The sequence below is a fragment of the Mesorhizobium sp. M0626 genome, from assembly GCF_040320665.1.
In the GTDB taxonomy this organism is placed as follows: domain Bacteria; phylum Pseudomonadota; class Alphaproteobacteria; order Rhizobiales; family Rhizobiaceae; genus Mesorhizobium.
The window spans coordinates 159,445-185,745 of record NZ_JAMYQD010000018.1 but is presented as its reverse complement, the minus strand read 5'-3'; the positions used below and the strand labels follow the sequence as shown (position 1 = coordinate 185,745).

Annotated in this window: 26 protein-coding genes and 1 pseudogene; 7 read left to right on the top strand and 20 right to left on the bottom strand. The window is 63.2% G+C overall.

Features of this window, described 5'->3' with window-relative positions; genetic code table 11:
- Window positions 1-68 precede the first annotated feature (68 nt).
- From NKI37_RS23775 to NKI37_RS23745, 7 genes are all read right to left on the bottom strand, one after another.
- A complete protein-coding gene (locus NKI37_RS23775) occupies window positions 69-914 on the bottom strand; it encodes an acyl-CoA thioester hydrolase/BAAT C-terminal domain-containing protein (RefSeq protein WP_352794571.1) in 846 nt (281 codons plus the stop codon).
- Window positions 915-1,003: 89 nt separating this feature from the next.
- Window positions 1,004-1,405: a 30S ribosomal protein S16 gene (gene rpsP / locus NKI37_RS23770; protein ID WP_023671705.1), complete on the bottom strand. Its 402-nt coding sequence runs from the start codon at window positions 1,403-1,405 to the stop codon at window positions 1,004-1,006.
- Between the two features lie 50 nt (window positions 1,406-1,455).
- Window positions 1,456-1,782 carry a chorismate mutase gene (locus NKI37_RS23765; protein ID WP_112393828.1) on the bottom strand — a complete coding sequence of 109 codons (327 nt, stop codon included), beginning with the start codon at window positions 1,780-1,782 and terminating at the stop codon, window positions 1,456-1,458.
- Window positions 1,783-1,792: 10 nt separating this feature from the next.
- A complete protein-coding gene (ffh, locus tag NKI37_RS23760) occupies window positions 1,793-3,400 on the bottom strand; it encodes a signal recognition particle protein (protein ID WP_352791419.1) in 1,608 nt (535 codons plus the stop codon).
- A 383-nt stretch (window positions 3,401-3,783) separates the two neighbouring features.
- Window positions 3,784-4,734, bottom strand: coding sequence for a CPBP family intramembrane glutamic endopeptidase (locus tag NKI37_RS23755; RefSeq protein ID WP_023715743.1), 951 nt, complete (start codon window positions 4,732-4,734; stop codon window positions 3,784-3,786).
- Between the two features lie 149 nt (window positions 4,735-4,883).
- Window positions 4,884-5,483: a DUF1236 domain-containing protein gene (locus tag NKI37_RS23750; RefSeq protein WP_023683834.1), complete on the bottom strand. Its 600-nt coding sequence runs from the start codon at window positions 5,481-5,483 to the stop codon at window positions 4,884-4,886.
- Between the two features lie 62 nt (window positions 5,484-5,545).
- Window positions 5,546-6,643, bottom strand: a complete 1,098-nt coding sequence (locus NKI37_RS23745; RefSeq protein ID WP_023683835.1) for a zinc-binding metallopeptidase family protein — start codon at window positions 6,641-6,643, stop codon at window positions 5,546-5,548.
- A 293-nt stretch (window positions 6,644-6,936) separates the two neighbouring features.
- Between NKI37_RS23745 and NKI37_RS23740 the strand changes: the two genes are divergently transcribed.
- Window positions 6,937-7,734 (top strand): lytic murein transglycosylase, encoded by a 798-nt coding sequence (locus tag NKI37_RS23740; RefSeq protein WP_023671711.1) that lies wholly within the window; start codon window positions 6,937-6,939, stop codon window positions 7,732-7,734.
- A gap of 91 nt (window positions 7,735-7,825) precedes the next feature.
- On the opposite strand, the gene NKI37_RS23735 is transcribed toward NKI37_RS23740, so the two are convergent.
- Together NKI37_RS23735 and NKI37_RS23730 are read right to left on the bottom strand one after the other, a co-directional pair.
- Window positions 7,826-8,404, bottom strand: a complete 579-nt coding sequence (locus NKI37_RS23735; protein WP_023683836.1) for a hypothetical protein — start codon at window positions 8,402-8,404, stop codon at window positions 7,826-7,828.
- Between the two features lie 139 nt (window positions 8,405-8,543).
- On the bottom strand, window positions 8,544-9,776 hold the full coding sequence (locus NKI37_RS23730) for an argininosuccinate synthase (protein WP_352791416.1): 1,233 nt from the start codon (window positions 9,774-9,776) through the stop codon (window positions 8,544-8,546).
- Between the two features lie 188 nt (window positions 9,777-9,964).
- On the opposite strand from NKI37_RS23730, the pseudogene NKI37_RS23725 reads away from it, so the two are divergent.
- Window positions 9,965-10,593: pseudogene (locus NKI37_RS23725) on the top strand (LysE family translocator).
- Here NKI37_RS23725 and NKI37_RS23720 read toward each other — a convergent pair.
- The 5 genes from NKI37_RS23720 to NKI37_RS23700 form a co-directional block, all read right to left on the bottom strand.
- A complete protein-coding gene (locus NKI37_RS23720) occupies window positions 10,565-11,032 on the bottom strand; it encodes a hypothetical protein (RefSeq protein ID WP_023831881.1) in 468 nt (155 codons plus the stop codon). The pseudogene NKI37_RS23725 and the gene NKI37_RS23720 sit on opposite strands and share 29 nt — an antisense overlap.
- Complete coding sequence (rlmN, locus tag NKI37_RS23715) at window positions 11,029-12,261, bottom strand: dual-specificity RNA methyltransferase RlmN (RefSeq protein ID WP_023828747.1); 1,233 nt, start codon at window positions 12,259-12,261, stop codon at window positions 11,029-11,031. The genes NKI37_RS23720 and rlmN overlap by 4 nt, the downstream gene beginning before the upstream one ends.
- Window positions 12,262-12,371: 110 nt before the next feature.
- Window positions 12,372-12,875, bottom strand: coding sequence for an invasion associated locus B family protein (locus tag NKI37_RS23710; RefSeq protein WP_023671718.1), 504 nt, complete (start codon window positions 12,873-12,875; stop codon window positions 12,372-12,374).
- Between the two features lie 314 nt (window positions 12,876-13,189).
- A complete protein-coding gene (locus NKI37_RS23705) occupies window positions 13,190-13,552 on the bottom strand; it encodes a YkvA family protein (protein WP_023687669.1) in 363 nt (120 codons plus the stop codon).
- Between the two features lie 119 nt (window positions 13,553-13,671).
- Window positions 13,672-13,968, bottom strand: a complete 297-nt coding sequence (locus NKI37_RS23700; RefSeq protein ID WP_352712952.1) for a 4a-hydroxytetrahydrobiopterin dehydratase — start codon at window positions 13,966-13,968, stop codon at window positions 13,672-13,674.
- A gap of 104 nt (window positions 13,969-14,072) precedes the next feature.
- Here NKI37_RS23700 and NKI37_RS23695 point away from each other — a divergent pair, with 104 nt between their 5' ends.
- A complete protein-coding gene (locus NKI37_RS23695; RefSeq protein WP_352712950.1) occupies window positions 14,073-14,594 on the top strand; it encodes a low molecular weight protein-tyrosine-phosphatase in 522 nt (173 codons plus the stop codon).
- Here NKI37_RS23695 and thpR read toward each other — a convergent pair.
- The 3 genes from thpR to NKI37_RS23680 all read right to left on the bottom strand — a co-directional run bounded on the left by thpR (window position 14,498) and on the right by NKI37_RS23680 (window position 16,028).
- Window positions 14,498-15,094, bottom strand: coding sequence for an RNA 2',3'-cyclic phosphodiesterase (gene thpR / locus NKI37_RS23690; RefSeq protein WP_023683839.1), 597 nt, complete (start codon window positions 15,092-15,094; stop codon window positions 14,498-14,500). The genes NKI37_RS23695 and thpR overlap by 97 nt on opposite strands.
- Window positions 15,095-15,136: 42 nt before the next feature.
- Window positions 15,137-15,280 carry a hypothetical protein gene (locus tag NKI37_RS23685; RefSeq protein WP_352712948.1) on the bottom strand — a complete coding sequence of 48 codons (144 nt, stop codon included), beginning with the start codon at window positions 15,278-15,280 and terminating at the stop codon, window positions 15,137-15,139.
- A gap of 85 nt (window positions 15,281-15,365) precedes the next feature.
- Window positions 15,366-16,028, bottom strand: coding sequence for an arylesterase (locus NKI37_RS23680; RefSeq protein WP_488494584.1), 663 nt, complete (start codon window positions 16,026-16,028; stop codon window positions 15,366-15,368).
- 86 nt (window positions 16,029-16,114) lie between these two features.
- On the opposite strand from NKI37_RS23680, the gene NKI37_RS23675 reads away from it, so the two are divergent.
- The 4 genes from NKI37_RS23675 (at window position 16,115) to NKI37_RS23660 (ending at window position 21,054) form a co-directional block, all read left to right on the top strand.
- Entirely contained in the window at window positions 16,115-16,816 is a 702-nt protein-coding gene (locus NKI37_RS23675) for an ABC transporter ATP-binding protein (protein WP_352759632.1), read from the top strand.
- Window positions 16,816-19,365 (top strand): ABC transporter permease, encoded by a 2,550-nt coding sequence (locus NKI37_RS23670; RefSeq protein WP_352759630.1) that lies wholly within the window; start codon window positions 16,816-16,818, stop codon window positions 19,363-19,365. Before NKI37_RS23675 ends, NKI37_RS23670 begins: the two co-directional genes overlap by 1 nt.
- Before the next feature lie 239 nt (window positions 19,366-19,604).
- On the top strand, window positions 19,605-20,345 hold the full coding sequence (locus tag NKI37_RS23665; protein ID WP_023671726.1) for a Bax inhibitor-1/YccA family protein: 741 nt from the start codon (window positions 19,605-19,607) through the stop codon (window positions 20,343-20,345).
- Between the two features lie 118 nt (window positions 20,346-20,463).
- Window positions 20,464-21,054, top strand: coding sequence for a GNAT family N-acetyltransferase (locus tag NKI37_RS23660; RefSeq protein WP_352791413.1), 591 nt, complete (start codon window positions 20,464-20,466; stop codon window positions 21,052-21,054).
- A 110-nt stretch (window positions 21,055-21,164) separates the two neighbouring features.
- Here the strand turns inward: NKI37_RS23660 and NKI37_RS23655 are convergent, their stop codons facing one another.
- The 3 genes from NKI37_RS23655 to acnA all read right to left on the bottom strand — a co-directional run bounded on the left by NKI37_RS23655 (window position 21,165) and on the right by acnA (window position 26,051).
- Entirely contained in the window at window positions 21,165-21,551 is a 387-nt protein-coding gene (locus NKI37_RS23655) for a DUF2794 domain-containing protein (protein WP_352497732.1), read from the bottom strand.
- A gap of 609 nt (window positions 21,552-22,160) precedes the next feature.
- Window positions 22,161-22,940, bottom strand: a complete 780-nt coding sequence (locus NKI37_RS23650; protein ID WP_352512819.1) for a DUF1223 domain-containing protein — start codon at window positions 22,938-22,940, stop codon at window positions 22,161-22,163.
- 420 nt (window positions 22,941-23,360) lie between these two features.
- Complete coding sequence (acnA, locus tag NKI37_RS23645) at window positions 23,361-26,051, bottom strand: aconitate hydratase AcnA (RefSeq protein ID WP_352512817.1); 2,691 nt, start codon at window positions 26,049-26,051, stop codon at window positions 23,361-23,363.
- Window positions 26,052-26,301 lie beyond the last annotated feature (250 nt).

Sequence of the window (26,301 nt, the reverse complement as noted above, 5' to 3'; positions counted from 1 at the left end):
GTCCAACATCGGAAACCGGCGGCTATAGATCGCCGGTTTCGCTGTTGCCCAAGACAGCTGGACCATGGCTACAGCAATCCCCGGATATGCTCCCAAGCCAGGCGGCCCAGGCGTGTGTCGGCGTCGTCATTGCCGCCATGGGCGTGCAGCCCCGAGCGCGGCGTGTTTTCGCCCGGCAGCAGAATGCGGTGGCCGGCGTCGGGCACTGAGACGAGGCAGGTGGTCATTGCGGTGTCCTGGCGACGCTGAATGATCGACTGGGCAAAATCCAGCGATGGCCATAGCGCGTCGTCGCCGCCCGCAACCAGAACAATGTCGGCTGAAATAGCTTCGGCGGGAATGGCAGCCTCGGCCGCAGCGTCCTTGAAGGTTTGCAAGGCACGCTGGAAGAGGCCTCGGTAGGACACCAGACCGTCGACATACTCCGCGTTCCAAGCGGGATTGCTTGGGACGAACGGCAAAGGAATCCCCTCGAGCGTCCACGACGATCGTTCCGGCCAGCTGACGCCGTCGCGGCCCGGCCCGATATTCCCCCAGACCACCGATGTCGGGCTGATCGCAACCACGACGTCAATGCGTGGATCATGAGCCGCCGCAAGCAGGGAGGCCTCGGCGCCTTTCGAGGTCCCGACATAGACGATGCGCCGGCATCCCATCTGGACAAGATAGCCGGTCGCCGCGAAAAACGTTTCGAGCGGGATCTCGCAAATGCCGGGCACCTGACCTTCGCCGCCAAACCATTGCAGCGCGAGAGCGGATGCTCCTTCCTTGGCAAAGAGCCGGGCGCGGGTGACGTCGATGCGGCCGCTCGATCCGCTCAGCACGACGACGCCTGTCGTGGCGCCGGCGCATCGCAACAGCGTTCCGGCTACGCCGCCGAAAAGGGTCTCTTCCGTGACGGTCCGCTCAGTCATCTTTCGTTCGAACGCCATATGACATCGCCGCACAATAGCAAAACGGCGGGCACAGGCCCGCCGTTTTGTCGATGCGATGAAGCGAACGCTTATTCGGCGGTGGCGGCTTCCGCCTCGGCCGGGGCTGCGGCCGCGGCGGCAACGGCTGCTGCGGCGTCTTCCTGTGCCTTCTTCAGCAGAGAGGCGCGTTCCTGCGCCTTCTTGCCCGGCTCGGCCTTCTTCGGGTTGGAGCGGGCCTCGCGCTTGAGGAGCCCGGCCTCGTCGAGGAAGCGCAGCACGCGGTCGGTCGGCTGGGCGCCGTGCGACAGCCAGTGCTTGACGCGGTCGGCGTCGACCTTGACGCGCTCGCCGTCCTTGGGCAGCAGCGGGTTCCACGAGCCGATCGACTCGATGAACCGGCCGTCGCGCGGCGAACGGGCGTCGGCGATGACGACGTGGTAGTAAGGACGCTTCTTCGAGCCCGCACGGGCCAGTCTGATCTTCAAGGGCATTTCTTTTCTCCTAAAATTTCTGATTTCAGTGTTGGGTTGATGGCTGATCTTTAGCCGGCTTTGCTTGCGCCGTTGGACGCGGCGATCTGCTCGTGATGGCGGATCACTTCGCGGACGACGAAGTTGAGGAATTTTTCCGCGAAATCGGGGTCGAGGTGGGCATCCTTCGCCAGTTGGCGAAGGCGTGTGATCTGTTCCTGCTCGCGCGCCGGGTCGGCCGGCGGCAGGCCATGCTCGGCCTTCAAGACGCCAACCGCCTTGGTGCAGCGGAAGCGCTCGGCCAGCATGTGGATGAGGGCGGCGTCGATGTTGTCGATCGAGGCGCGATAGCCGGCCAGGATGGTGCGGGCGTCGGCCATGTCCTTTTCTTCGTTCATCCTGACGTCCTCACTTCTTCTTGCCAAGGCCGGGCAGCCCGCCGCCACCCAGGCCGGGAAGCCCCGGAAGTTTCATGCCGCCGGGCAGGCCCGGCAGGCCGCCGCCGCCGGGAAGACCACCGGGCAGGCCCTTCATGCCGCCGAGGCCGGCTGCCTGCGCCTGCTTCTGCAAGGCTTCGAGCTGCTTGGGGTCCATCTTGGACAGATCGGGCATGCCACCGCCCATCATACCCCCGGGGCCACCGGGCATCATGCCGCCGAGGCCCATCTTGGAGGCCAGGCCGCCCATCATGCCGCGCATCAGGCCGCCGCCTTTGCCCTTGCCGCCCATCGCCTTCATCATGTCGGCCATGCCGCGATGCATTTTCAGCAGCTTGTTGATCTCGGCAGCATCCGTGCCGGAGCCGGCGGCAATGCGCTTCTTGCGGGAGTGTTTGAGCATGTCCGGATTGGCGCGCTCGGCCTTGGTCATCGACGAGATGATGGCGAGCTGGCGGCCGAACATCTTGTCGTCGAGGCCGGCGGCGGCCATCTGGTCCTTCATCTTGCCCATGCCGGGCATCATGCCCATGATGCCGCCCATGCCGCCCATTTTCGACATCTGCTGAAGCTGGCCGGCAAGGTCGTTCAAATCGAACTTGCCCGACTGCATCTTCCTGGCCATCGCCGCCGCCTGCTCGGCGTCGATGTTTTCGGCGGCTTTTTCGACCAGGCTGACGATGTCGCCCATGCCGAGGATCCGGTCGGCGATGCGCTTGGGGTGGAATTCCTCCAGCCCGTCCATCTTTTCGCCGGTGCCGATCAGCTTGATCGGCTTGCCGGTGACGGCGCGCATCGAAAGGGCGGCGCCGCCACGGCCGTCACCATCCATGCGGGTCAACACCAGGCCGGTGATGCCGACGCGCTCGTCAAAGCTCTTGGCCAGGTTGACGGCGTCCTGGCCGGTCAGCGAATCCGCGACCAGCAGGATCTCGTGCGGGCTCGACACCTTCTTGATGTCGGCCATCTCGACCATCAGCGGCTCGTCGATGTGAGTGCGGCCGGCCGTGTCGAGGATGACGACGTCATGGCCGCCGAGCTTGGCCGCCTGCACGGCGCGCCTGGCGATGTCGACCGGGTTCTGGCCGGCGATCACCGGCAGCGTCGCCACCTTGACCTGCTCGCCGAGCTGGCGGAGCTGCTCCTGCGCGGCGGGCCGTCGCGTGTCGAGCGAGGCCATCAGGACTTTCTTGTTCTGGCGCTCGGTCAACCGCTTGGCGATCTTGGCCGAGGTCGTCGTCTTGCCGGAGCCCTGCAGGCCGACCATCATGATGACGACCGGCGCCGGCGCATTGAGGTCGATGGCGACGCCTTCGGCGCCGAGCATGTCGACCAGCTCGTCATGGACGATCTTGACGACCATCTGCCCCGGCTTGATCGACTTGACGACTGCGGCGCCGACGGCCTTCTCGCGCACCTTGTCGGTGAAGGAACGCACCACTTCCAGCGCAACGTCGGCTTCGAGCAGCGCACGGCGCACCTCGCGCAACGCCGCCGAGACATCAGCCTCCGACAGCGCGCCGCGGCCGGTCAGGCCGTTCAGGATGGAGCCAAGGCGCTCCTGAAGTGATTCAAACATTGGTCAACCCGCCGCGCGAGAGCGCCTTGGATTCATGGTGATCCCTGTCGGGCCGATGGCCCTCCACGCCTCTTGTGCGCTCCTGCAGCGATTCAAACATTCCGTTTCCTTTTTCTCAGGCACCCCGATGGTGCCCGAGAGGTAGTGCGTTCGCGCCGCTCATCCAAGCAAAGCTCAAAACCAAAAAGCACCCGGGGGCGCTCAGCGCTGCCGGGTGTTGGCCTCCAGGATCTGTTTACAGCACCCACCTCAAAAGGTTTTGGCGTCCTGGTCGGCTTGCTCGGAGGGATACTCGTCGCGGATTTGGGGGCTGTAGACAGGAAATCGGCCGAAGAGTCAAGACAAGGGCGGCTTCCCGGTCTCTGGATCGGTCCCTGTTTAGTTCACCCTGCATCCCGAGGGTCGGCCGTAACCTTCAGCGGCGAGCGCGGGTGCAGAAGCAGCAGGATCGTCAGCAAGGTGCAGACGATACCGATGGCGGCGATGATGACGGCATCCGTCGTCGTCCAGTCCGGACCTTCCAGCGGCTTGGCGTTGAACAGGGCGAAGGAATTGTAGTTCTCCTGATGCGAGATCAGCAGGAAGCCGGTGAGATTGTTGCCGAGATGGGCGCCGAAGGCGGCGCCGAGATTGCCGGTGACATAAACCACCAGCGTTAACAGCAAGGCGAAGGCGGCGATCGAGGCCAGCACACAGGCGTTGATGGCGGGGGTCGAGCCCGGGCTCCAATGCAAGGAGGTGAACAGCAAAGCGGGCAATAGCGCCCACACGTAAGGGCTCTCGAAGCGCCTGGCCAGGCCGCGCAGCAGATAGCCGCGAAACAGCATCTCCTCGGACGAGGTCTGCAGCAGGGTCAGCGCCACGATCGGGAGCAGGAACAGCAGCCAGGTCGACAGGTTGATCGTGCCGCGGGCGATTTCGGGCTGTAGCCAGTAGAGCAGGATTTCGGAAAGCGCCGATGTGATCAGCACCGCGACCAGGCCCTTGAGGAAGCCCGACAAGGACACGCGGCGACTGGCGCCGAAAAGCGCCGAGAGCGGCTCGCCATGGACGAAACGCATGGCAAGCCAGAGGCCGAGCCAGATGCCGGTAAACGAGGTGAGTGCGGTGAGTATGCCGATGGGCGAGGCCAGAAAGCCCTGAAGCGGCCCGCGCGGATCGTCCGGCAATACATGCCAGACGATCGCGACATAGGTGCCGCCAAGCACCACAACCAGGGTGATCGCCACCCAGAACAGGACGACGACTGCCGTTCCAATTATCAGCCGCGGCAGGTTCGTCTTTTCGGTGGCCGTGTTGCTATAGCGCTCGAAGGCGGCTGAATCTGATATCACGCGAGTTCCTCTGCCGAACGCATCGGGTCGCATGATCTAGGGGATCGTCGGCTCTCGCGCAATTGCTGCTGTTTCAGCGAGCCCTTGTGCCGCCCTCAGCCTCGGCAGGAGGGCGGCACGAGTTCACTTGTCATTCTTTCCAGGCAAAATCAGCGCACGACGTACATGATGCGCCGTGTCTGCGGGTCGACCAGCGCCTGCTGGCCATTCACATAGACGTAGCGGTAGCGGTAGTCGGGGATTTCGCGTAGTTCGACCGTGTCGGGCAAGGTAGCACCGGTCACCACCTCGCCCTCGAGATAGACAGGATCGAGCCGGTGCGTGCTGACATAGGTGCCGACTTCCGCCGGTGGCCTGTCGATGGCGTCGACGGGGCCGTCGTCGGACAGAATCGCACCGGTATAGGTATCGGGATAATCATCCTGCGGCGGTGTAACCACGGTGATGGCGGCGTCGGCGGGGCGGCGTGTCAGAACGACCCGGTTGCCGCCGAAATCGGCCGTGACATAGTCGGAATAGACCCAGCCCTGGCCTCCGGCTTCGGCAATGGTGCACCATTTGCTGTTTTCGATGCAGCCATTGAGCGTCGCCGACTGGCCGGCGGCGAGCACGCCGATCACAGGATATTGCGGGCCGGGGCCGGCGCGCACATTAAGATCGGTGACGGCCGAGACGGCGGTATCGGCGAGTGCCGCACCCGACATCGCGACAAGCGCCCCGGCGACGGCCGGAAACAATATGCGTCTCATGGTTTCTCTCCCTTTCATGGTCCCTCGCGACACCCAACGAAACCAGAGCGCATGCGTTCCGGCTAAAATACCGACGCCAGCTCACGATTTGTTCCGGTTTCTTTCGGCAAACCGGTCAAAAGCTCATGCACGAAGCTGAGTTTCTGCGCCGTCACGTCCGAAATGACGAAGGGATAAAGGTCGGGCAGGCCCATGCAGCGGTTAATCGAGTTTGAGGCTTCCGAGAGTACCAGCCAGCGGGCGAGAATCTTTCCGAACGGCTCGGGCACGGCGTTGGGTTCCGCGGGCGCCGCCTGCAACCGGCCGCCGGTGTCGCCTTGCGGCAGCACATTGGTCTCCATCGTCTCAAGCTGGCCGAGTGGAAAATTCAGCGCGTGCACCATCTCCAGCGTGTCGGTGATGTGGAGATGGTGCGCCCAGGTCTCGGCCCAGTCTTCCCATGGATGCGACGTCGCATAGGCGGAGATGTGGTTCTGCTGCCAGTCGGGCGCAGCGCCATTGGCGTAATAGGCCTTCAGCGCCTGCTCGTAGTCCGGGCGTTCGTCGCCGAACAGCGCCCGGAAGGCTTCGAGCCGTTGCGGCACGTCGCGGATCAGCCGGTCCCAGTAGTAATGGCCAAGCTCATGACGGAAATGACCAAGCAGCGTGCGGTAATTTTCGCCCATCTCGACGCGCCGCCGCTCGCGCTCGGCCGAGTCCGCCTCGGCGACGTTGAGCGTGATCAGGCCGTTGTCGTGGCCGGTAAGGATGCGTTCGCCGCCGGGACCGCCGCCGATCGGATCGGCAATGAAGTCGAAGGCGAGGCCGATTTCGTCGCCGTGCTTGTGCTTGGGCGCTACCGGCAGGCCGAAGGCGAGCAGCGAATAGACGGCGCGCTTCTTGGCCGCCTCGACGCGAATCCAGCGGCGGCGGTTGCCGTCGACGGAGAGGTCGGGGATCAGCTGGTTCAGCACGCAGGCGCGGCAGTAGGTATGGCCCGGTTCGGCCATCCAGTTGCAGGCGCATTCATCCGCATTGGTGCAGTGGAAGATGCCGTCGACGTCAGACAAGGCAAAGCGCGCATGCTCGGGATCGTAAAGCACGAGACTCCCGCAATTCAGGCACTGCGCATTCTCGAAGTAGAGGCGGTGGCCGCAATGCGGGCAGTCGAACAGTTTCATGTCGATCTCGATGCGTCAGGCGTTGGCGTATGGCGTCAGAGGAGGAATATGGTGCGGAGCGGCGCCTCGCCCAAACGCCCGCCACGGGCCGCCGTTCCATGCCCCCGTCACCTCTTTTTACCCGAGCAGCGAATTCGCCTGCCCGGCGCCGGGCGTTTCGGCCACAATAAGCACTTGATCGTAAGCAAATTCCGCTGCATTGGCCAGGGTAGCGCCGGGGGTACGGTGACAATGGCGCGTTTCGCTGGCAAGTTCGCAACCGGGACGTGATTCAGGCAATCAGGAGAGAAAGCATGGCATTGCTTGCCAAGGGAAAGATTATTGCTGCCGCGGTGGTCGCGGTACTTGCGCTGGCGACGGGCGCGCAGGCGGCGGCCAGCTGCGGCAAGACCGGCGCGGGCTTCGAAGCGTGGAAGCAGGACTTTGCCGCGCAGGCCAGGTCCGAAGGTGTCGGCGGGAAGGGTCTGGCTGCTCTGGCCGGTGCCAGCTACGCGACAAAGACAATCTCCGTCGACCGCGCCATCCACAAGGCTTTCAGCGGTTCGGTGGACGCCTTCATGAAGCGCCGTGGCGGAGCTGCGATCATTTCCAGGGGCCGTGCGCTGAAGAAGTCGAATGCGGCGATGTTCGACAGGATCGAGAGCAATTACGGCGTGTCGCCGGGCGTGTTGCTGGCCATCTGGGGCATGGAAACCGGCTTCGGAGCCTCCCTGGGCAACCAGAACACGGTCTCCGCCATTCTGACGCTTGCCTATGATTGCCGTCGCCCGGGCTTCTTTTACCCGCATGCCATTGCGGCGCTGAAGCTGGTCGATCGCGGCGCGCTGAGCGCCTCGTCGGTCGGCGCTGCGCATGGCGAGATCGGCCATACGCAGTTCCTGCCCGGTAATGTCCTGAAGTATGGCGTCGGCAACGGAAATCTGCGCGACAAGGCGACGGCCTTGGCTTCGACGGCCAACTTTCTCAAGGCTCATGGCTGGCGGGCGGGTGCGAGCGCGAGTGCGAATATGGGGGCCATCGCCGGCTGGAATTCCGCCAGCGTCTACCAGCAGGCCATCGCCCAGATCGCCGACGCGATCGACGGCGGCTGATAGAAATATCCAGATCGAAGAACGGAAAGCCCGGCCATGCGCCGGGCTTTTTGTTGGTGCGTGAGGCAAGAGCGGCGAGCGCCTGGGTTCCTCAATTGCCCACGTAGCCACCGCCCGACGGGCATTTCTCGGAAGCGGGAACCTCGAAGGAGCCGCTGTAAACATTTGAGCAGGTACGGAACTTGGAGTTCCTCCGCATTGGCGGAACCGCCTTTGGCCTGCCCTCTATATCGATTTTGGTCGGTTGGTCGTGCTGAGCGTAGCCGCTCACTGGGCATTTGCGGGAAGCGGGAATCTGGTAGGTACCGGTAATACCGTTGCAGGTACGGAAGTTGGAGTTCCGCGGCGCTGGCGCGGCCCTGGCAGCCGCCTTTGACTTGCCCTTGATGACCAGCCATATCTCGGTGGGCAGGTCTAGCTGCACTCTGTTCAAATCGGAGTAGCTGATCCGCCCGCTGCGGACCCCTTCGCCAAGGCGCTGGCAGAACAGGGCTGGCATGCGCTCCTGCGAGACGCCCATGAAAGAGGCGATTTCGTGCTTGAACGTGATGCTCCACAAATGGACTGCGGAGATGCACCCGTCCTGCTCGCGTTTCGCGGCCGCCTGCGAGGACTGGCATCCGGTAAAGACGATGGCCGCCGCAAGCATGAGAAAAATGGCGTTTTTCACGATCGGAATCCCTCGTCCCGCGAAGGAATTTAGATGAGGCTTTTAAAAGGTCAAACGGAAACCATGTCAGCCAGCTTGGCCTCTTATATTAGAGGTACCAAATAAAAACCCTGCGTGACCGCCGGGTTTTCCTGGAACACTAGTTTGGTTCACCCTTGCGGCTCCTTGCCGCCAGCGTCCTCAGCCGCAGCGCGTTGAGGCGGATGAAGCCGGCGGCGTCCTTCTGGTCGTAGGCGCCGCGGTCATCCTCGAAGGTGACCAGGGCGTCGGAATAGAGCGTCTTCTTGGATTTGCGGCCGGTGACCATTACATTGCCCTTGTAGAGTTTCAGGCGCACCGTGCCTTCGACGTCCTCCTGGCTCTTGTCGATCATCGCCTGCAGCATCAGCCGCTCGGGCGAGAACCAGAAGCCGTTGTAGATCAGTTCGGCGTAGCGCGGCATGAACTCGTCCTTGAGATGGCCGGCCCCGCGGTCGAGCGTGATCGATTCGATGGCGCGGTGGGCGACGATCAGGATGGTGCCGCCGGGGGTCTCGTAGACGCCGCGCGATTTCATGCCGACGAAGCGATTCTCGACCAGGTCGAGCCGGCCGATGCCATTGTCGCGGCCAAGATCGTTGAGGGCCGTCAGCATCTCGGCCGGCGACAGTTTCTTGCCGTTCAGCGCAATCGGATCGCCCTTCAAAAATTCGATCTCGATCTCGGTGACCTTGTCCGGCGCGTCCATCGGCGAGACGGTGCGCTGGTGGACGAATTCCGGCGGCTCGCTCCACGGGTCTTCCAGCACCTTGCCCTCGGAAGAGGAGTGCAGAAGGTTGGCGTCGACCGAGAACGGCGCCTCCCCCCGCTTGTCCTTGGCCACCGGGATCTGGTGCTGCTCGGCGAAGTTGATCAGGTCGGTGCGCGACTTGAACGACCAGTCGCGCCACGGCGCGATGACCTTGATGTCGGGATTCAGCGCATAGGCCGACAGCTCGAAACGCACCTGGTCGTTGCCCTTGCCGGTGGCGCCGTGCGCAATGGCATCGGCGCCGACCTCCTGGGCGATCTCGACCAGGTGCTTGGAAATCAACGGGCGGGCGATCGAGGTGCCGAGCAGGTAGGTGCCTTCATAGATGGCGTTGGCGCGAAACATCGGGAAGACGAAATCCGAGACGAATTCCTCGCGCACATCGACGACGCGGATATCCTTGATGCCCATCATCTCAGCCTTCTGGCGCGCCGGCTCCAGCTCGCCACCCTGGCCGAGATCGGCGGTGAAGGTGACGACTTCGGCGCCGAGCTCGGTCTGCAGCCATTTCAGGATGATGGAGGTGTCGAGACCGCCGGAATAGGCGAGCACGACCTTCTTGACGTCTTTTGTCTTGGGCATTGCTGGGGACATTTTGGCGGTTCCGCGCGTGAGTTTCGCGGGCGAGGTATCACGGCATTTCCGGCCAGCGCAAGGGATGAACGGGCTCCGGCCGCCGCAGCCGCTGGACCAGATGCCACGCCAGTCAGTTGCTGGCGTGAGCCGGGAGGCTGCGTTATAGACCGACGATCATTCGCCAGGGCCCACCGATGTCCTTCATTCCCGACACCACCACGCTGATCCAGTTCGCCATCGCCACCATGATCCTGGCGATCACGCCGGGGCCGGATATGACGCTGTTCGTCTCGCGGACACTGAGCCAGGGCCGCGCCGCCGGCTTTGCCTCGCTGGCGGGTGCTCTGTTCGGAACGCTTTGGTGGCGGTCGGCATCTCGGCGCTGATCGTCGCCTCGCCAATGGCCTTCCTCGTGCTGAAAATTTTCGGCGCCGCCTATCTGGTGTTCCTGGCCTGGCAGGCAATCACCAAGGGCTCGGCGTTTTCACCGCAGAAGAAGAACGGGCCGCAAATTTCGCTGTTCCGCAGCTGGGCCGCCGGGCTTGGCGTCAATCTGCTCAACCCGAAGATCATCCTGTTCTTCATGACGTTTCTGCCGCAGTTCGTCTCCGCTCACGATCCGAACGCGCCGGGAAAACTGTTCTTCCTCGGCCTCATGTTCATCGTGCTGTCGATCCCGATGACAGCGCCGATGGTGTTTGCCGCGGAAAGGTTTTCGGCGGCGATGAAGGCCAGCCCGCGCGTAACGCGGGTCGTCGACTATCTCTTTGCCGGTGTGTTTTCGGCCTTCGCGCTCAAGATCCTGACCGCTCAGGCGAAGTAGCGGCCTGCCACCAGCTTCCGGCCCAGCGGCCGGCGCTTAGCCAGTAGAAGATGCCGCCGACCATGCCGCAGCCGATCACCGCGGCGATGGCGCGCGGTTCGGTGACGTCGAAATCCACGTTCTGGTGGACGAAGCCGAGGAAGGCCGCGGCCACGAAGCCGCCCGCGAGTGCATAGAACAGCCAGTCGCGGCGGCTGAGGACCTCGGAGATCAGGATTGCGACCACCGCCGGTATGAAAGCGAAATAGGCGACAAACAGCGCCACGAACGGGATCGAAAAATACAGCGCCGCGGCCGCCGCTGGGTGCGCATCGTCCGGCATATAACCGACGGAAGCCAGGAACAGCACGTTGAGAAAGGCGCTCGCCGCCAATGAGGCGACGACATAGCCGAACAGGATGACAGCGAAACGGAGGATATAGGCGAAGAGGCGGCTCACGCCTCGCCATGCCCCGCAATCATCATGGCTTCCAGCGCCAGGCGGTCGACCTTGCGCATGCGTTCGGAGTCGGATTTGAGCTGCCCGCAGGCGGCCAGGATGTCGCGGCCGCGCGGCGTGCGGATCGGCGAGGCATAGCCGGCATTGTTGATGTAGTCGGCAAACTTCTCGATCGTCTCCCAGTCCGAGCACTGATAGTTGGTGCCCGGCCACGGGTTGAACGGGATCAGATTGATCTTGGCTGGAATGCCTTTGAGCAGCTTGATCAGCCCCTTGGCGTCCTCGATGGAATCGTTGACGTCCTTCAGCATCACATATTCGAAGGTGATGCGCTTGGCGTTGGACAGGCCGGGATAGGCGCGGCAGGCCTCGATCAGTTCCTTCAGCGGATACTTCTTGTTGATCGGCACAAGCAGGTCGCGCAAATCGTCATTGGTGGCGTGCAGCGAGATCGCCAGCATGACCCCGATCTCCTCGCCGGTGCGGAAGATCTCGGGCACCACGCCGGAGGTCGAGAGCGTAATGCGGCGCTTCGACAGCGACAGTCCGTCGCCGTCGGAGGCAATCAGCAGCGCCTTCTTCACCGCCTCGAAATTGTAGAGCGGCTCGCCCATGCCCATCATGACGACGTTGGAGACTTTTCTGCCCTCGGCAGGGACGATGGCGCCGTCGGGTGTGTCGCGGTCGGGGAAATCGCCGAGCCGGTCGCGGGCGGTGAGCAATTGCGCCAGGATCTCTTCCGCCGTCAAATTGCGCACCAGCTTCTGCGTGCCGGTGTGGCAGAACGAGCAGGTCAGCGTGCAGCCGACCTGCGATGAGATGCATAGCGTGCCGCGGCCTTCTTCGGGGATGTAGACGGTCTCGATCTCGACGGGACGGCCGGCGCCGCGCGGCGGAAAGCGGAACAGCCACTTGCGCGTGCCGTCGGAGGAAATCTGCTCCTCGACGATTTCGGGCCTGGCGACGGTGAAATGCTTGTCCAGTTCGGCGCGCAGATCTTTGGAGATGTTGAACATGCCGGCAAAGTCGGAGACGCCGCGCACATACATCCAGTGCCAGAGCTGTTGGGCGCGCATTTTCGCCTGGCGCTCGGGCACGATGCCGGCACTGATGAGGGCGTCACCGAGCTCGGCCCGCGTCAGGCCGATCAGCGACGGCTTCTCGGGCGTGGCGCGGGCGCGCAACGCATCGCGTGCGCCCTCAGTGGTGAGATCGAAGGAAAGGGTCATATCAGCGCCAATATAAGCGAATTGCGGCCGATTTCATCCATCGTGCCGAAAAGAAGCGCGGCGCATAGCACAGGTTGCGGCGAGAGTCATGCGGCGGGAACCGCGCTAGCCTACTTGCACTTGGCGATCGACGTCAGCGCGGCCGAGATGCCTTTCAGCGAAAACACATAGGTCGTCGGATTGCCGCGGCCAGACTTCGCCGAGACCTTCATGTCGGTGCCGGTTTTCATGGCGGCGATCAGCACCGGCTCTTCGGCGGCGTTCTCGACCCAGGCCGACTTGCCGCGGGTGAACATCGAGAACGTCTTCTTGTCGATGGTGACGGTGGCCTTGGAGCCTTCCTGGAATGTGTAGCCGGCGATGAATTGCGGCTCGTAGGACACTTGCTGGCCCGGGCGCTGGCTGACGAAGAAGAACATGTCGCCATGATCGAGCGTCGGCGGCTGCTTGTCGGTCGGCACGGTGAGCACATAGCAGACCTTGCCGCCCTGCGCCTGGTAGCTGTAGGTGCCCCAGGCATTGTGCTGGCCGATCTTGGTCGCCTGCTGCGCCAGCGCCGGCGCGGCAAAGGCCACCAGGACCAGGCTCGAGACTAGTGCAATCAATCCGCGCATCGCTTTTCCCGTATTCCAAATGGTGCGGGGCAGGCCGGCTTGGCGTCCTGCCCGTCGCTTCATTTTGATTTAATCTGGGTTACCAAACGGTGAATTTCCCTTGGAAAAGGACATTCACCCATGGAAACCACCGCCATTTCCGCGCCGCTTCTTGAAAAAACGGCTTTCGCAATGTCCCTGCGGCGACTTGGAGGCCACGAAAGCGGCAAGAGTTTGACTTTTCGAACGGCCGCAGCGGAACCCGAAGCCAAGCCGCTATCGTCCTGTTTGAGCGGAGGATTTCTTCTGAACCCAGTTGCCAACGCGACGCCGATTCAGCTCTTGTCGGCGATCGCCTCCTTGGCGGCCTTGCGGTGCGCAGGGGTGATATGGGCGCTTACCGCGGAGATCGCGGCGGTCAGCACGGCGATGTCGTCGGTGAAGCCGAGGCCGAAGACGAAATCGGGTATGACATCGACCGGCAGCACGAAATAGCCAAGCGCTGCCAGCAATATGCCCTTGGCACGCAAAGGCGTCTTCCTGTCGAGCGCGCAATAATAGCCGGCAACGACCTCTTCCATGAACGGAATCTGCCGGGCGGCCTTCTTGGCCGTGCGCCAGAATTTGGCGCGCACTTCACTCTCGTCGCCGAGCTTGCTGCCGAAGCCGAAGAAATCAAAACCGGGCTGCTGCGCCATCAATCCTCTCCTTGCCGGCCGTCGCGCTACGCGTTGCGCGCGGCCGCCACGGAAAATGTGGTGAAAGTCCCGGTCCACTGCAAGAGGATGGCGCCGATTTGGCGTTGCCGCCCCAGCGTTCAGCGGCCTGCATACCCATTCATCTTCTTGGCCAGCGCGATGTCGAGCGCGGTGACACCGCCGGCATCATGGGTGTTGAGCGTCACGTCGACAGTCTTGTAGACGTTCGACCAGTCGGGATGATGGTCCATCTTCTCGGCGGCCAGCGCGACGCGGGTCATGAAGGCGAAGGCTTCGGAAAAATTCTTGAAGACAAAGCTGCGCTTGATGGAGGCGCCATCGGCTGCCTGCGACCAGCCAGGCAGTTCGGCCAGTGCGGCGGCGATGGCGTCCTTGCTGAGTTTCTCTCTCGTCATGATGATTTCCCGTGCTATCCCAGTTATCGACCCTCACCATAATGCAAGTCGCCCAAAAGTCCTTTGCGTTTTGGGCTTCCAAATGCACGAACGGCGCATATCGAATGAGCGTAAAGCCGATAAATTCCATACTCTTCGTCTGCCTCGGCAACATCTGCCGCTCACCCCTGGCCGAAGGCGTGTTTCGCGCCCCGGAACGCGGCCGCGACATGGTGCTGGACGATATTGTGCTGGACTCTGCGGCGACCGGCGGCTGGAACCTCGGCGAAGCGCCCGACCCGCGCTCGATCGCGATTGCGGCCCGCCACGGCCTCGACATATCAGGGCAGCGGGCACGCAAGGTCAGGCCGGAGGATTTTTCGCGCTTCGACCTGATCCTCGGCATGGATCGGCAAAATGTCCGCGACCTCAAGGCGTTGGCGCCGGCCGGTGCGCGCGAACGTATTCATCTCTTGGCAGAGTTTGCGCAGGGCAAAACCCGCGACGTGCCGGATCCCTATTATGGCGGGGCCGAAGCGTTCGCTTCGGTCTACCGCATGATCCGCGAAGCGTCCGAGGCGCTGGCGACGAGGTTGGTGGCGCGGGCGTCGACGCCGGAGAGCGGCCACGCCTCCTCGACAATGTAGGGACCGCCGCCGACCGAATCGCGCGACGACATCAGCACGAAGCGGCCGACGCGAAACGGCAGCGTCGAAAAATTGCCGCGCGCCGACAGGTACTGGGCGACGTCGAGCGGGCTCGAATTGCGCAAGCGTGCCAGCGTAACATGCGGGGTGAACTTGCGCGGGTCGGCGGGCAGGCCGAGCCGCTGGCAGATGCGGTCGATTTCGCCTTGCAGCGCCGAAAGGTCGGGCGAGGCGAAGACGCCGGCCCAGACGGCGTGCGGCTTCTTCTGGCCGAACGCGCCAACTCCGGACAGGGTGAGCGAGAAGGATGGGCGGTGCACCCGGTCGAGTGCGTTGGCGATTTCGTCGGCGACATGGCCTTCGACGTCGCCGATGAAGCGCAGCGTCAGATGGTAGTTTTCGACATCGATCCAGCGGGCTCCGGGCAGGCCGCCCCTGAGCAGGGACAGCGAAAGAGCGGCGTCACGCGGTATTTCGAGGGCGGTGAAAAGACGCGGCATGGTGAGCCTCCCTTCCTCGAATCGAACTGTGCCCCTAGCGAATCATCGATAGTCAAACGGGGCAAGTGGTTTGTTGGTTGCAGGCATTTTTACGAACAGGCGACCCCGGGCCCTCTGCAGCCCGGTCTTTTGTTTCAAAGTTCGCGCGAGGCGAACAGCGTCCTCTCTCTTGATGATAATGGCCATATGACCCTCCTTTTGGAGGCTATATGTCCTTTTTGGCCACACCGGTCAAAATGATCGCCGCGTGTTATTCTCGTCACGCCGGCGTTCAACCGCCACCCTGAACTGCCGCAATCGCCTTCTCCACGGCGGGCAGGATGCGCTCGACCATCGCTGCGACGCCCTTCGGATTGGGATGCAGGCCATCCTCCAACTGCAGGCCGGACTGCCCGGCGACGCCATCGAGAAAAAACGGATAGAGCGGCACATCGTATTTCGCGGCAAGCTTTGGATAGATCGCATCGAAGGCGTTCTGGTAGTCGGCGCCGAGATTGGGAGCGGCGCGCATGCCGGCCAAAAGCACCGCGATCTTGCGCGCTTTCAGCTTCGCCAGCATGTCGTCCAGGTTCTTTTCCGTGATGCTGGGCGAGACGCCGCGCAGCATGTCGTTGGCGCCGAGTTCGAGGATAACCAGCCTTGTCCCATCCGGCACCGACCAGTCAAGCCGCGCCAAGCCGCCGCTCGAGGTGTCGCCTGAAACGCCGGCGTTGGCGACGGTGACGTCATGGCCTTTGGCGCGCAGCGCAGCTTGCAATTTGTCGGTAAAGCCATCGCCAGGCCCGAGGCCGAAACCGGCCATCAGGCTGTCGCCGAAGCCGACGATGGTGAACGTCTCGGCGCGCACGGACGAAATGGCGCCGCAAAGGGTGACGAAAAGGACGAGCCCTGCGGCATTCAAGCGTTTGAAAGATATCTTGCGTTTGAAAGACATGTGGCAGGCCCCATATACCCGAGGAATTCTTCCGGCGACGGCTTCCGGCAAGCAGAGCCTTCATCCTGATATAGGACGCTTTAATTGTGACAGAAGCCGTCATCGCGCTGAAAGACATATCCCTGACCCTGGGCCAAGGGGCTTCGTCCGTGCATGTGCTGAAAGGCGTCAGCCTTGACGTGACGCGCGGCGAGGCGACCGGCATTGTCGGCCCTTCGGGTTCCGGCAAGTCGACCTTGCTGATGGTGCTTGCCGGGCTGGAGCGGGTCGATTCGGGGACGGTGCGGATCGCCGGCGAATTGCTGAACGGCAAAAGCGAGGACCAGATCGCCTCTTTTCGGGGCCGAAACATCGGCATCGTCTTCCAGTCCTTCCATCTCATTCCCAACATGACGGCGCTCGAAAATGTCGCGGTGCCGTTGGAACTGGCCGGCCATGCCGATGCGTTCGGTGTCGCGGCGCGCGAGCTGGCGGCGGTGGGCTTGAGCGACCGCGTCACCCACTATCCGGGCGAGCTCTCCGGCGGCGAACAGCAGCGCGTGGCGATCGCCCGCGCGCTGGCGCCGTCGCCGCGCATTCTCATCGCCGACGAGCCGACCGGCAATCTCGACCAGGCGACGGGGCGGCAGGTTGCCGACCTTTTGTTCGCCAAGGCGGCCGAGCGCGGCATGACCTTGGTGCTGGTCACGCACGATCCGGCCCTTGCGGCGCGCTGCTCGCGCCAGGTGTCGATGCGCTCGGGCCGCATCGAGGATGCGCCGGTAGCGCAGGTCAAGGTGCCGGCCTGATGCCACTGTCGCAGACGCTGAAGCTCGCGTTCCGCTTCTCGCTGCGCGAGATGCGCGGCGGGTTGTCGGGTTTCCTGATCTTCCTTGCCTGCATTGCGCTCGGCGTCGCTGCAATCGGCGGGGTCAATTCGGTGGCGCAGGCGATCACCGCAGGCGTTGCCGACCAGGGCCAGACGCTGCTTGGCGGCGACTTGCGCTTCCAGCTTAACCAGCGCGATGCGACGCCAGCCGAAAGCACCTTCCTCGACCGCCTCGGCACTGTGTCGCACAGCGCCAATATGCGCTCGATGGCGCGGCTGGAAGACGGCTCCGACCAGGCGCTGGTCGAGGCCAAGGCCATCGACGACGCCTATCCGCTCTATGGCGCGCTCGAGACCGCGCCGCAGCTTGGCAGAGAGGATTTGTTCGGCGAGAAATCAGGCGTCTTTGGCGCCGCCGCGCTAGACCTGTTGTTCGACCGGCTGAATGTGAAGATCGGTGACCGGCTGAAGGTCGGCAGCGCGACATTCGAATTGCGGGCCAGGCTGGTGAGCGAACCGGATGCGGTGTCGGACGGCTTCGGCTTCGCGCCGCGGCTGATGGTCTCGACGCAAGGGCTTGCCGCGTCCGGCCTGATCCAGCCGGGCAGCCTGGTCGAGAATGCCTACAAGGTTCGGCTGCCGGCCGGCGCCAGCGAGGCCGATCTCAAGGCCATCCAGGATCGGGCGGCGAGCGATTTCCCCGAAGCCGGCTGGTCGATCCGCACCCGCTCGAACGCCGCGCCGGCGCTGTCCTCCAACATCGAGCGCTTCTCGCAATTCCTGACGCTGGTCGGGCTGACGGCGCTGGTCGTCGGTGGCGTCGGCGTTGCCAATGCGGTGCGCGCCTATCTCGACGGCAAGCGCGGCGTCATCGCCACCTTCAAGAGCCTTGGCGCCTCGGGCGGCTTCGTCTTCACCGTCTATCTCGTGCAGATCCTGATGATCGCCGGCCTCGGCATCGCGCTTGGCCTCATCCTCGGCGCCGCCATGCCGTTTGCTGCCAGCGCTGCGCTCCAGTCGGTCATTCCGGTGCCGGCTAAAGGCGGCTTCTATCCCGGTGCGCTGGCTCTTGCCGCGCTGTTCGGGCTGCTGGTGACGCTTGCCTTCGCGCTGTTGCCGCTCGGCCGCGCCCGCGATGTGCCGGCGACCGCGCTGTTTCGCGAAATGGGTTTTGAGGGCCGCGGCTTTCCACGCCTGCCCTATCTTGCCACGGCGGTCGGCATCGCGGTCGCTTTGGCGGCGCTCGCCATCCTGTTTTCCGGCGACCGGCGCATCGCCTTGATCTTCGTCGGCGCGACGGTCTTTGCCTTTCTGGTGTTGCGCCTGGTCGGTGCGCTGGTGCAGTGGGTGGCGCGCAAAAGCCCGCGTGTGCGCTCGGTCGCGCTCAGGCTCGCCATCGGCAACATCCACCGGCCCGGCGCGCTGACGCCGTCCGTCGTGCTGTCGCTGGGCCTCGGGCTGACGCTTTTGGTGACGCTGGCGCTGATCGACGGCAATCTCAGGCAGCAGATCTCCGGCAGTCTGCCGGGACGGGCGCCGAATTTCTTCTTCGTCGACATCCAGAATAGCGAGGTCGATGCCTTCTCGACACTGATCGGCAAAGAGGCGCCGAAGGGAACGCTGGTCAAGGTGCCGATGCTGCGCGGCCGGGTGATGGCGCTGAACGGCGTTAGTGTCGACAAGGCCAATGTGCCATCGGAAGGCGCATGGGTGCTGCGCGGCGATCGCGGCCTGACCTACGACGCCAAACAGCCGGCCAATGCGACATTGACCGAGGGCAGCTGGTGGCCGGAGAACTACAGCGGCGAACCGCTGGTCTCGTTCTCCAACGATGAAGGCAAGGCGCTCGGCCTGAAGCTCGGCGATACCGTCACCGTCAATGTGCTCGGACGCAATGTAGCGGCCAGGATCGCCAATTTCCGAGAGGTGCAATGGGAGACGATGGGCATCAATTTCGTCATGGTGTTCTCGCCCAGCACCTTTGCCGGCGCCCCGCATGGCTGGCTGGCGACGCTGACCGAAAAGGATGCCACGGCAGCAGAGGATGCCCGCCTGCTCAACGCCGTCACCCGCGCCTTCCCGGCGGTGACGACAGTTCGGGTCAAGGACGCGCTCGACGTCGTCAACCGGCTGGTCGGCCAGCTCGGCACGGCGATCCGGGCCGCGGCCGGCGTGGCGCTGATCGCTTCGGTGCTGGTGCTGGCCGGCGCACTCGCCGCGGGAAATCGCGCCCGCATCCACGATGCCGTGGTGCTGAAGACGTTGGGCGCCACGAGGCGCACGCTGATCGCGGCGTTTTCGCTGGAATACATGCTGATCGGCCTGGCCACCGCGGTGTTTGCGTTGGCTGCCGGCGGCATCGCCGCCTGGTACATCGTTGCCCGCATCATGACGTTGCCGTCGCATTTCATGCCGGAGGTGGCAGTGGCGACCTTGGTGTTTGCGCTGGTGATCACGGTCGGCATCGGCCTTGCCGGCACCTGGCGGGTGCTCGGGCACAAGGCGGCGCCGGTGCTGCGCGACCTCTAGGCCCAAAACGGCAAGGTTGGCCGAATCTGCCGTTTCCGATTAAATCTTGGTAATGTGCAGTCAAGGAAGCCCAAGAAAACCGGCTTCCGGAGATTCACCAAGCGTTGCAGCCCGTTACGGTCTTGTTCTTGACGTCAAGAACCATCATATTTCGCCACAGGCATGCTGGAGCCCCGCCAGCGGCGCCCAGGTCCGAAAGGGCCTGACACCGTACGGGGCAGAAGCAACAGAGGATTCCAATGGCTGAGCCCATTCGCAACTACCAGACTTCGGCCGTGCCGGGCGCGCGCGCCGACATCGACCAAGGCCTGCGCACTTACATGCTCAAGGTCTACAATTTGATGGGGCTTGGCCTCCTCATCACCGGCGTCGCCGCCTGGGGCGCTTTCCAGCTCGCCGTCACCGGCGACGGACAGCTGACCGCTTTCGGCACGCTGATCTATGCCAGCGCCTTCCGCTGGGTGGTCATCCTGGCTCCGCTCGCCGCCGTCTTCTTCCTGTCGTTCAGGATCCAGTCGATGAGCGTGGCCGCGGCGCAAACCACCTTCTGGGTCTATTCGGGCCTGGTCGGCCTGTCGCTGTCGACCATCTTCCTGGTCTACACCGGCGCCTCGATCACTCAGACCTTCTTTGCCACGGCGGCCGCCTTCGGCGCGCTGTCGCTCTACGGCTACACGACCAAGCGCGACCTTTCGGCGTTCGGCTCGTTCCTGGTCATGGGCGTGGTCGGCCTGGTGATCGCCATGCTGATCAACATCTTCCTGCAATCGTCGGCGCTCGGCTTCGCTATCTCGGCGATCGGCGTGTTGATCTTCGCCGGCCTCACCGCCTACGACACGCAGACCATCAAGGAAATGTACTACGAAGGCGATCAGGCCGACGTTGCCGGCCGCAAGGCGATCATGGGCGCGTTGAGGCTATATCTCGACTTCATCAACCTGTTCATGTTCCTGCTGCAGTTCATGGGCGATCGCCGGTAGGCGGTCTTCCCATCAGGCAACTGGACCAGCTGATATCAAGAGGGCGGCCCAACGGCCGCCCTTTTCTTTTGTGCCGGCCTTTGCTGTCATGGAGGCAGATGAATCGTCTGCATAAATTATGAGCACTCTTTCCATCCGCGCGGCCTTGGAAGGCGACCTCGGCCGAATCACCGAGATCTACGCTGACGCCGTGACGCATGGCACCGCGAGCTATGAGCTGGAGCCGCCCAGCCGCACTGAGATGGGTACGCGCTTCGACAGCCTGACGGTGGGGGGCTTTCCCTATCTGGTGGCGGAACGAGGTGGCGCGCTGCTCGGCTACGCCTATGCCGGCGCGTTCCGGCCGCGCCCGGCCTACCGCTTCATCGTAGAGGATTCCGTCTATGTCGCGCCTGATGCGAAGGGCCAGGGCGTCGGGCTGCTGCTGATGCAGGCGCTGATTGAAGCCTGCCGTATGGCGGGCTTTCGCCAGATCGTCGCGGTGATCGGCGACGGCCATGCAGACAGCGCCTCGGTGCGGCTGCATGAAAAGCTCGGCTTTCGCCATTCCGGTCGCCTGGAAGGCTCCGGCTACAAGCATGGGCGCTGGCTTGACACGGTGTTCATGCAGCTGTCGCTGAATGGCGGCGTAACGGTTCCGCCCGATCCGCATTCGCTGCCGGAGCGGAAGTTTCGTGAGAGCCTGAGGAGGGGAATTGAGGAGAACTGAAGAGAACTGAAGAATTGAGGATCCGAATAGCTGAGAACAAATCCTGCGGTATTTCGACCGTTACATCCTCTTTTTTCAATTCTTCAGCTCTTCAATTCCCCAATTTTCAATTAGGCCTGGACAATCTTCAGCTTAGCATCGAAGACGTTGAGCACGCGACCGAGTTCCTGGCCGCGCTTGAGGATTCGGCCGCCGGCGGCGATGACGGCGAAGGCGCCTTGCCGGCGTGCCAGTTTCGGATCCTTGACGATCTGGAACAGCGGCACTTCGCTGGCCCGGCGGAAGACTGAAAACACAGCCCGATCAGACAGATGATCGATGGCATAGTCGCGCCATTCGTTGGCGGCGACCATGCGTCCGTACAGCTTCAGGATCTCGTCGAGTTCACGCCGGTCGAAACGGACCGGCTGGTCGAGGCGTTCGCGTCGCGCCTCGTGCAGCGGGATCAATATTGCGGATGCGTCCCCATCCTCCGTCCCACCGCTGCGATCGGTCATCCCGCGATCCCTTTGAAAATGAATCTCGCTTGCAGAAGTTGGCGTGTTCGCCGTGGAATTGCAAGGCCCGGCTAACCATCCCGGGACCGCGCTGTTTTCGCAACGTCCAGTCACTTTTATAAAACGCGGTGTTTGAATTGGTGATGCCTCGCCACATTTCTGCCTTTTTTTATCCGCGCTCATGCCCCAATGTCCGACGAATTTACCGGCGTTGCCTGAGACGGTTCGGTCCGGCACCGGCTCGTAAACCCCAAGCCCCCCGCCCACGGGTCTGCGTCGGATCGAACCAACCTCGGACTTTCCTCAGGGAGAGACCGGGTGCGACGATCCCAAAGCCTAAATGACCGACGTCAGAAGCAAGCTGACGTCGGTTTTTTTGTTGGGCGGCGCCAGACACTTGTCGTCGTGATCCTTCACACCCCCTCTGTCCTGCCGGACATCTCCCCGCAAGGGTGGAGATCAGATTTCGCGTTTGCTTTCGCCAATCTCAAACGTGGGACAGGATGGCGGATGTGGCGAAGCTGCCAATCTCCCTCCTTGCGGGGGAGATGGCCGGCAGGCCAGAGGGGGGTGCTGTCCCGCCGATATCAAAAGATATGGACCAGCCTCTTAAGGCTTGTGAATAAACGCCGCGCCCAGAATAGGCCCCGGCAGGCCGTCCTTGCCGACCGATTGCAGCAGCACGGCGCAGCCGCCTTTCTTGGCGATCTCGGTCATCGGCAATTCGTAGCGCTGCGCCTTGCCGTGCCACATGCCGGCGGTCTGGATGCCGGTGACGGCGTTCCAGTAGGTCATGCTGCGGCCGGTGTTCTCGCCCTTGGCGATGGTCACCGTCTGCGGTGGTTCGAAATAGACGATGACGACATGGGCGTCGCTGGGGCCGCTACCGGCGTCGCCGGCATCGATCATGACGCGATCGCTGGTGCGGCTGACCTTGACGCTGACCCGCATGCCTTCACCGGATTTCTCCATGCGGCCAAGCGCGCCGTCGACCTCCTTGCGGCTGGCGCCGTTGACATGGCTGCGACCATTGATGACGGCTTGCGGCGTGTAGACGGAGCGGGTGCCGAAGGCGCGCATATAGTCATATTGCCGGTCGGTATTGTCCTTGCTGCTCAGCGTGTCCTGCCAGCCGAGATAGTCCCAGTAATTGACGTGGTAGGCGAGCGCGACGACGTTGTCCTTGGCCGCCAGCTCGGCAAAGAAAGCGTCCGCCGGCGGGCAGGAATTGCAGCCCTGGCTGGTGAACAGCTCGACCACGCCCAAGGGCCTGTCAATCTGCGGTTTGTCGGTCTGGGTCGTTCCCGATTCCTCGGCGAACCCGGTCCCGGCAAGCGCCGAGAAGGCCAGCGCAAAAGCCGCAAGCCGGAGAGGGTGTCGAGGTGCCATGATCGTTCCGATTCCCGCCGGTGACGCCGGCCTTGTTCTGGTTGCCCAGATTTGTGGCAGAAGCGACAGTCAACGGGAAGTCACGTTGCGGTGAAATTTTTGCTGCCGCAACCATGGGTATGGCCATCACAGGGGGAGCACTTCACCGCCCGGTTCGATCGGGAGCATGGCATCAGGAGCGTGGGGCAGATCTTGCTGAGCCCAGCCGGTTTTTACTCCTGTCGTACAGGGCGGGGCTTCGATCGGGTCGGGCAATGCTTTGGAAAGACTGGGAGTAGGGAGTAGGGAGTAGGGAGTAGGGAGTAGGGAGTAGGGAGTAGGGAGTAGGGAGTAGGGAGTAGGGAGTAGGGAGTAGGGAGTAGGGAGTAGGGGATGTCGTTCCCCGCTACCGCCCAATCCCTACTGCCTAAGCCCTGGCCGCTACGCGGCCAGATCGCGCAGCACGTATTGCAAAATGCCGCCATTCTTGAAGTAGTCGAGTTCGTCCAGCGTATCGATGCGGCAGATGATCGGCACGTTCTTCACGGTGCCGTCGCCATAGGTCACCTTGGCGATCATCGTCTGGCGTGGCTTGATGGTGCTTATGCCGTCGATCTCGACCAGCTCGTCACCCTTGAGGTTGAGCGAGGCCCATGAGGTGCCTTCCTCGAAGACGAAGGGGATGACGCCCATGCCGACCAGGTTGGAGCGATGGATGCGCTCGAAGGACTGGGCGATGACGGCACGGACACCGAGGAGATTCGTTCCTTTAGCTGCCCAGTCGCGCGAGGAGCCGTTGCCGTATTCGACGCCGGCGAAGATGACCAGCGGCACGCCTTCCTTTTTGTATCTCATCGCCGCGTCGTAGATCGATTCCTCTTCCTTCGACGGGTAGTGGATGGTGTAGCCGCCCTCGCGGCCGTTCTCGCCCAGCATGTGGTTGCGGATGCGGATGTTGGCGAAGGTGCCGCGCATCATCACCTCATGGTTGCCGCGCCTTGTGCCGTACTGGTTGAAGTCGGCAACGCCGACGCCATGGTCGGTGAGGTATTTGCCGGCCGGGGAAGCGGCCTTGATCGAACCCGCCGGTGAGATGTGATCGGTGGTGATCTTGTCGCCGAACAGGCCGAGCACGCGCGCGCCCTTGATGTCGCCGATCTTGCCGAAACCGGAGGTCATGCCGGCGAAATAGGGCGGGTTCTGCACATAGGTCGAGTTGTCGTCCCAGGCATAGGTCTGGCCTTCCGGCGCCTTGACGTTCTGCCAGTATTCGTCGCCCTTGAAGACGTCGGCATATTTGCGGGCGAATAGCTCACGTGTGACGTTCTTCTCGATGAACTCCTGGATCTCGGCCGAACTCGGCCAGATATCCCTGAGATAGACCGGCTTGCCGTCGCGGCCTTCGCCGAGTGGCTCGGTGGTCAGGTCCTTGGTGACGGTGCCGGCCAAAGCATGGGCTACCACCAGCGGCGGCGACGCCAGATAGTTCGCCTGCACGTCAGGTGAAACACGGCCTTCGAAGTTGCGGTTGCCGGAGAGCACTGCGGCGGCGATCAGGCCCTTATCGTTGATGGTCTTGGAGATCGGCGCCGGCAGCGGGCCGGAATTGCCGATGCAGGTGGTGCAGCCGAAACCAACCAGGTTGAAGCCGATCTGGTCGAGCTCCTTCTGCAGGCCGGACTTTTCCAGATATTCGGCGACCACCTGGCTGCCCGGCGCCAGCGAGGTCTTCACCCACGGCTTCTGCTTGAGGCCGAGCCGGTTGGCGTTGCGCGCCAAAAGGCCGGCGCCGATCAGCACGCTCGGGTTGGAGGTGTTGGTGCAGGACGTGATGGCGGCAATGACGACATCGCCATGACCGAGATCATGCTCGGTGCCTTCGACGGCATAGCGCTTGTGGATTTCGGCAGCCTTCTTGTACTCGGTCTCCATCGCCTTTGCGAAGCCGGCCGGAATGCCTTCGAGCGGAACGCGGCCTTCGGGGCGCTTGGGACCTGCCATCGACGGCACGACGCTGTCGAGCTCGAGTTCGAGCAGGTCAGTGAAGACAGGGTCGGCCGAGCCGGCGTCACGCCACATGCCTTGCGCCTTGGAATAGGCCTCGACCAGGGCGATGCGGCTTTCCTCGCGGCCCGACATTGTGAGATAGCGGATGGTCTCGCCGTCGACCGGGAAGAAGCCGCAGGTGGCGCCATATTCGGGCGCCATGTTGCCGATGGTGGCGCGGTCGGCCAGCGTCATGTTGGACAGGCCCGGGCCGAAGAACTCGACGAACTTGCCGACGACGCCCTTCTTGCGCAGCATCTGGGTGACGGTCAGCACCAGGTCGGTGGCGGTGATGCCCTCCCTGAGCTTGCCGGTAAGGCGGAAGCCGATGACTTCGGGCAACAGCATGGAAACCGGCTGGCCGAGCATCGCCGCCTCGGCCTCGATACCGCCGACGCCCCAGCCGAGCACGCCAAGGCCGTTGATCATAGTGGTGTGCGAATCGGTGCCGACGCAGGTGTCGGGATAGGCGGTCGTTTCGCCGTCTTCCGTGTTGGTCCAGACGACCTGACCGAGATATTCGAGGTTGACCTGATGGCAGATGCCGGTGCCGGGCGGCACGACGCGAAAATTGCGGAACGCCTGCTGGCCCCATTTCAGGAATTTATAGCGCTCTTCGTTGCGCTCATATTCGAGCTCGACATTCCTGGCAAAGGCCAGTGGCGTGCCGAATTCGTCGACGATGACGGAGTGGTCGATGACGAGGTCGACCGGCACCAGCGGATTGATCTTCTGCGGATCGCCGCCGAGCGCCTTGAGGCCGTCGCGCATGGCGGCAAGGTCGACCACCGCCGGGACGCCGGTGAAATCCTGCATCAGGACACGCGCCGGGCGATAGGCGATCTCGACGCCGGCGGTGCCCTTGTCCGTCAGCCAGCCGGCCACAGCCTGGATAGAGTCCTTGGTGACGGAGCGGCCGTCTTCATTGCGCAAAAGGTTTTCCAGCAGCACCTTCATCGAATAAGGCAGCTGGGCAATGCCGGTGAGGCCGTTCCTCTCGGCCTCGACCAGATTGTAATAGACATAGTCCGCGCCACCCACGGTGAGGGTGCGGCGGCAATTGAAACTGTCGAGGGATTTTGACACGTGCGGTCCGTCCTTGTCTGTTCAGCCTGAAAGGGAACGGACGCCGATGGGCATGCAATCACGCGCAAAGGTGCGGGTACGGCCATTTCCGCTGTCCGTTCCCAGCCAACCCGAGCCGTTCAAGGCGGCGCGTGCGCTGGTTCGGCGCAAATTCTGTTCCCGTGCCGACCGCTGGCACGGATGTCCCGCATATAGAGAATTTTCTGGAATAGTTCTAGACAGTTGCGGAGCAAATTTGTGCGATGCGGCA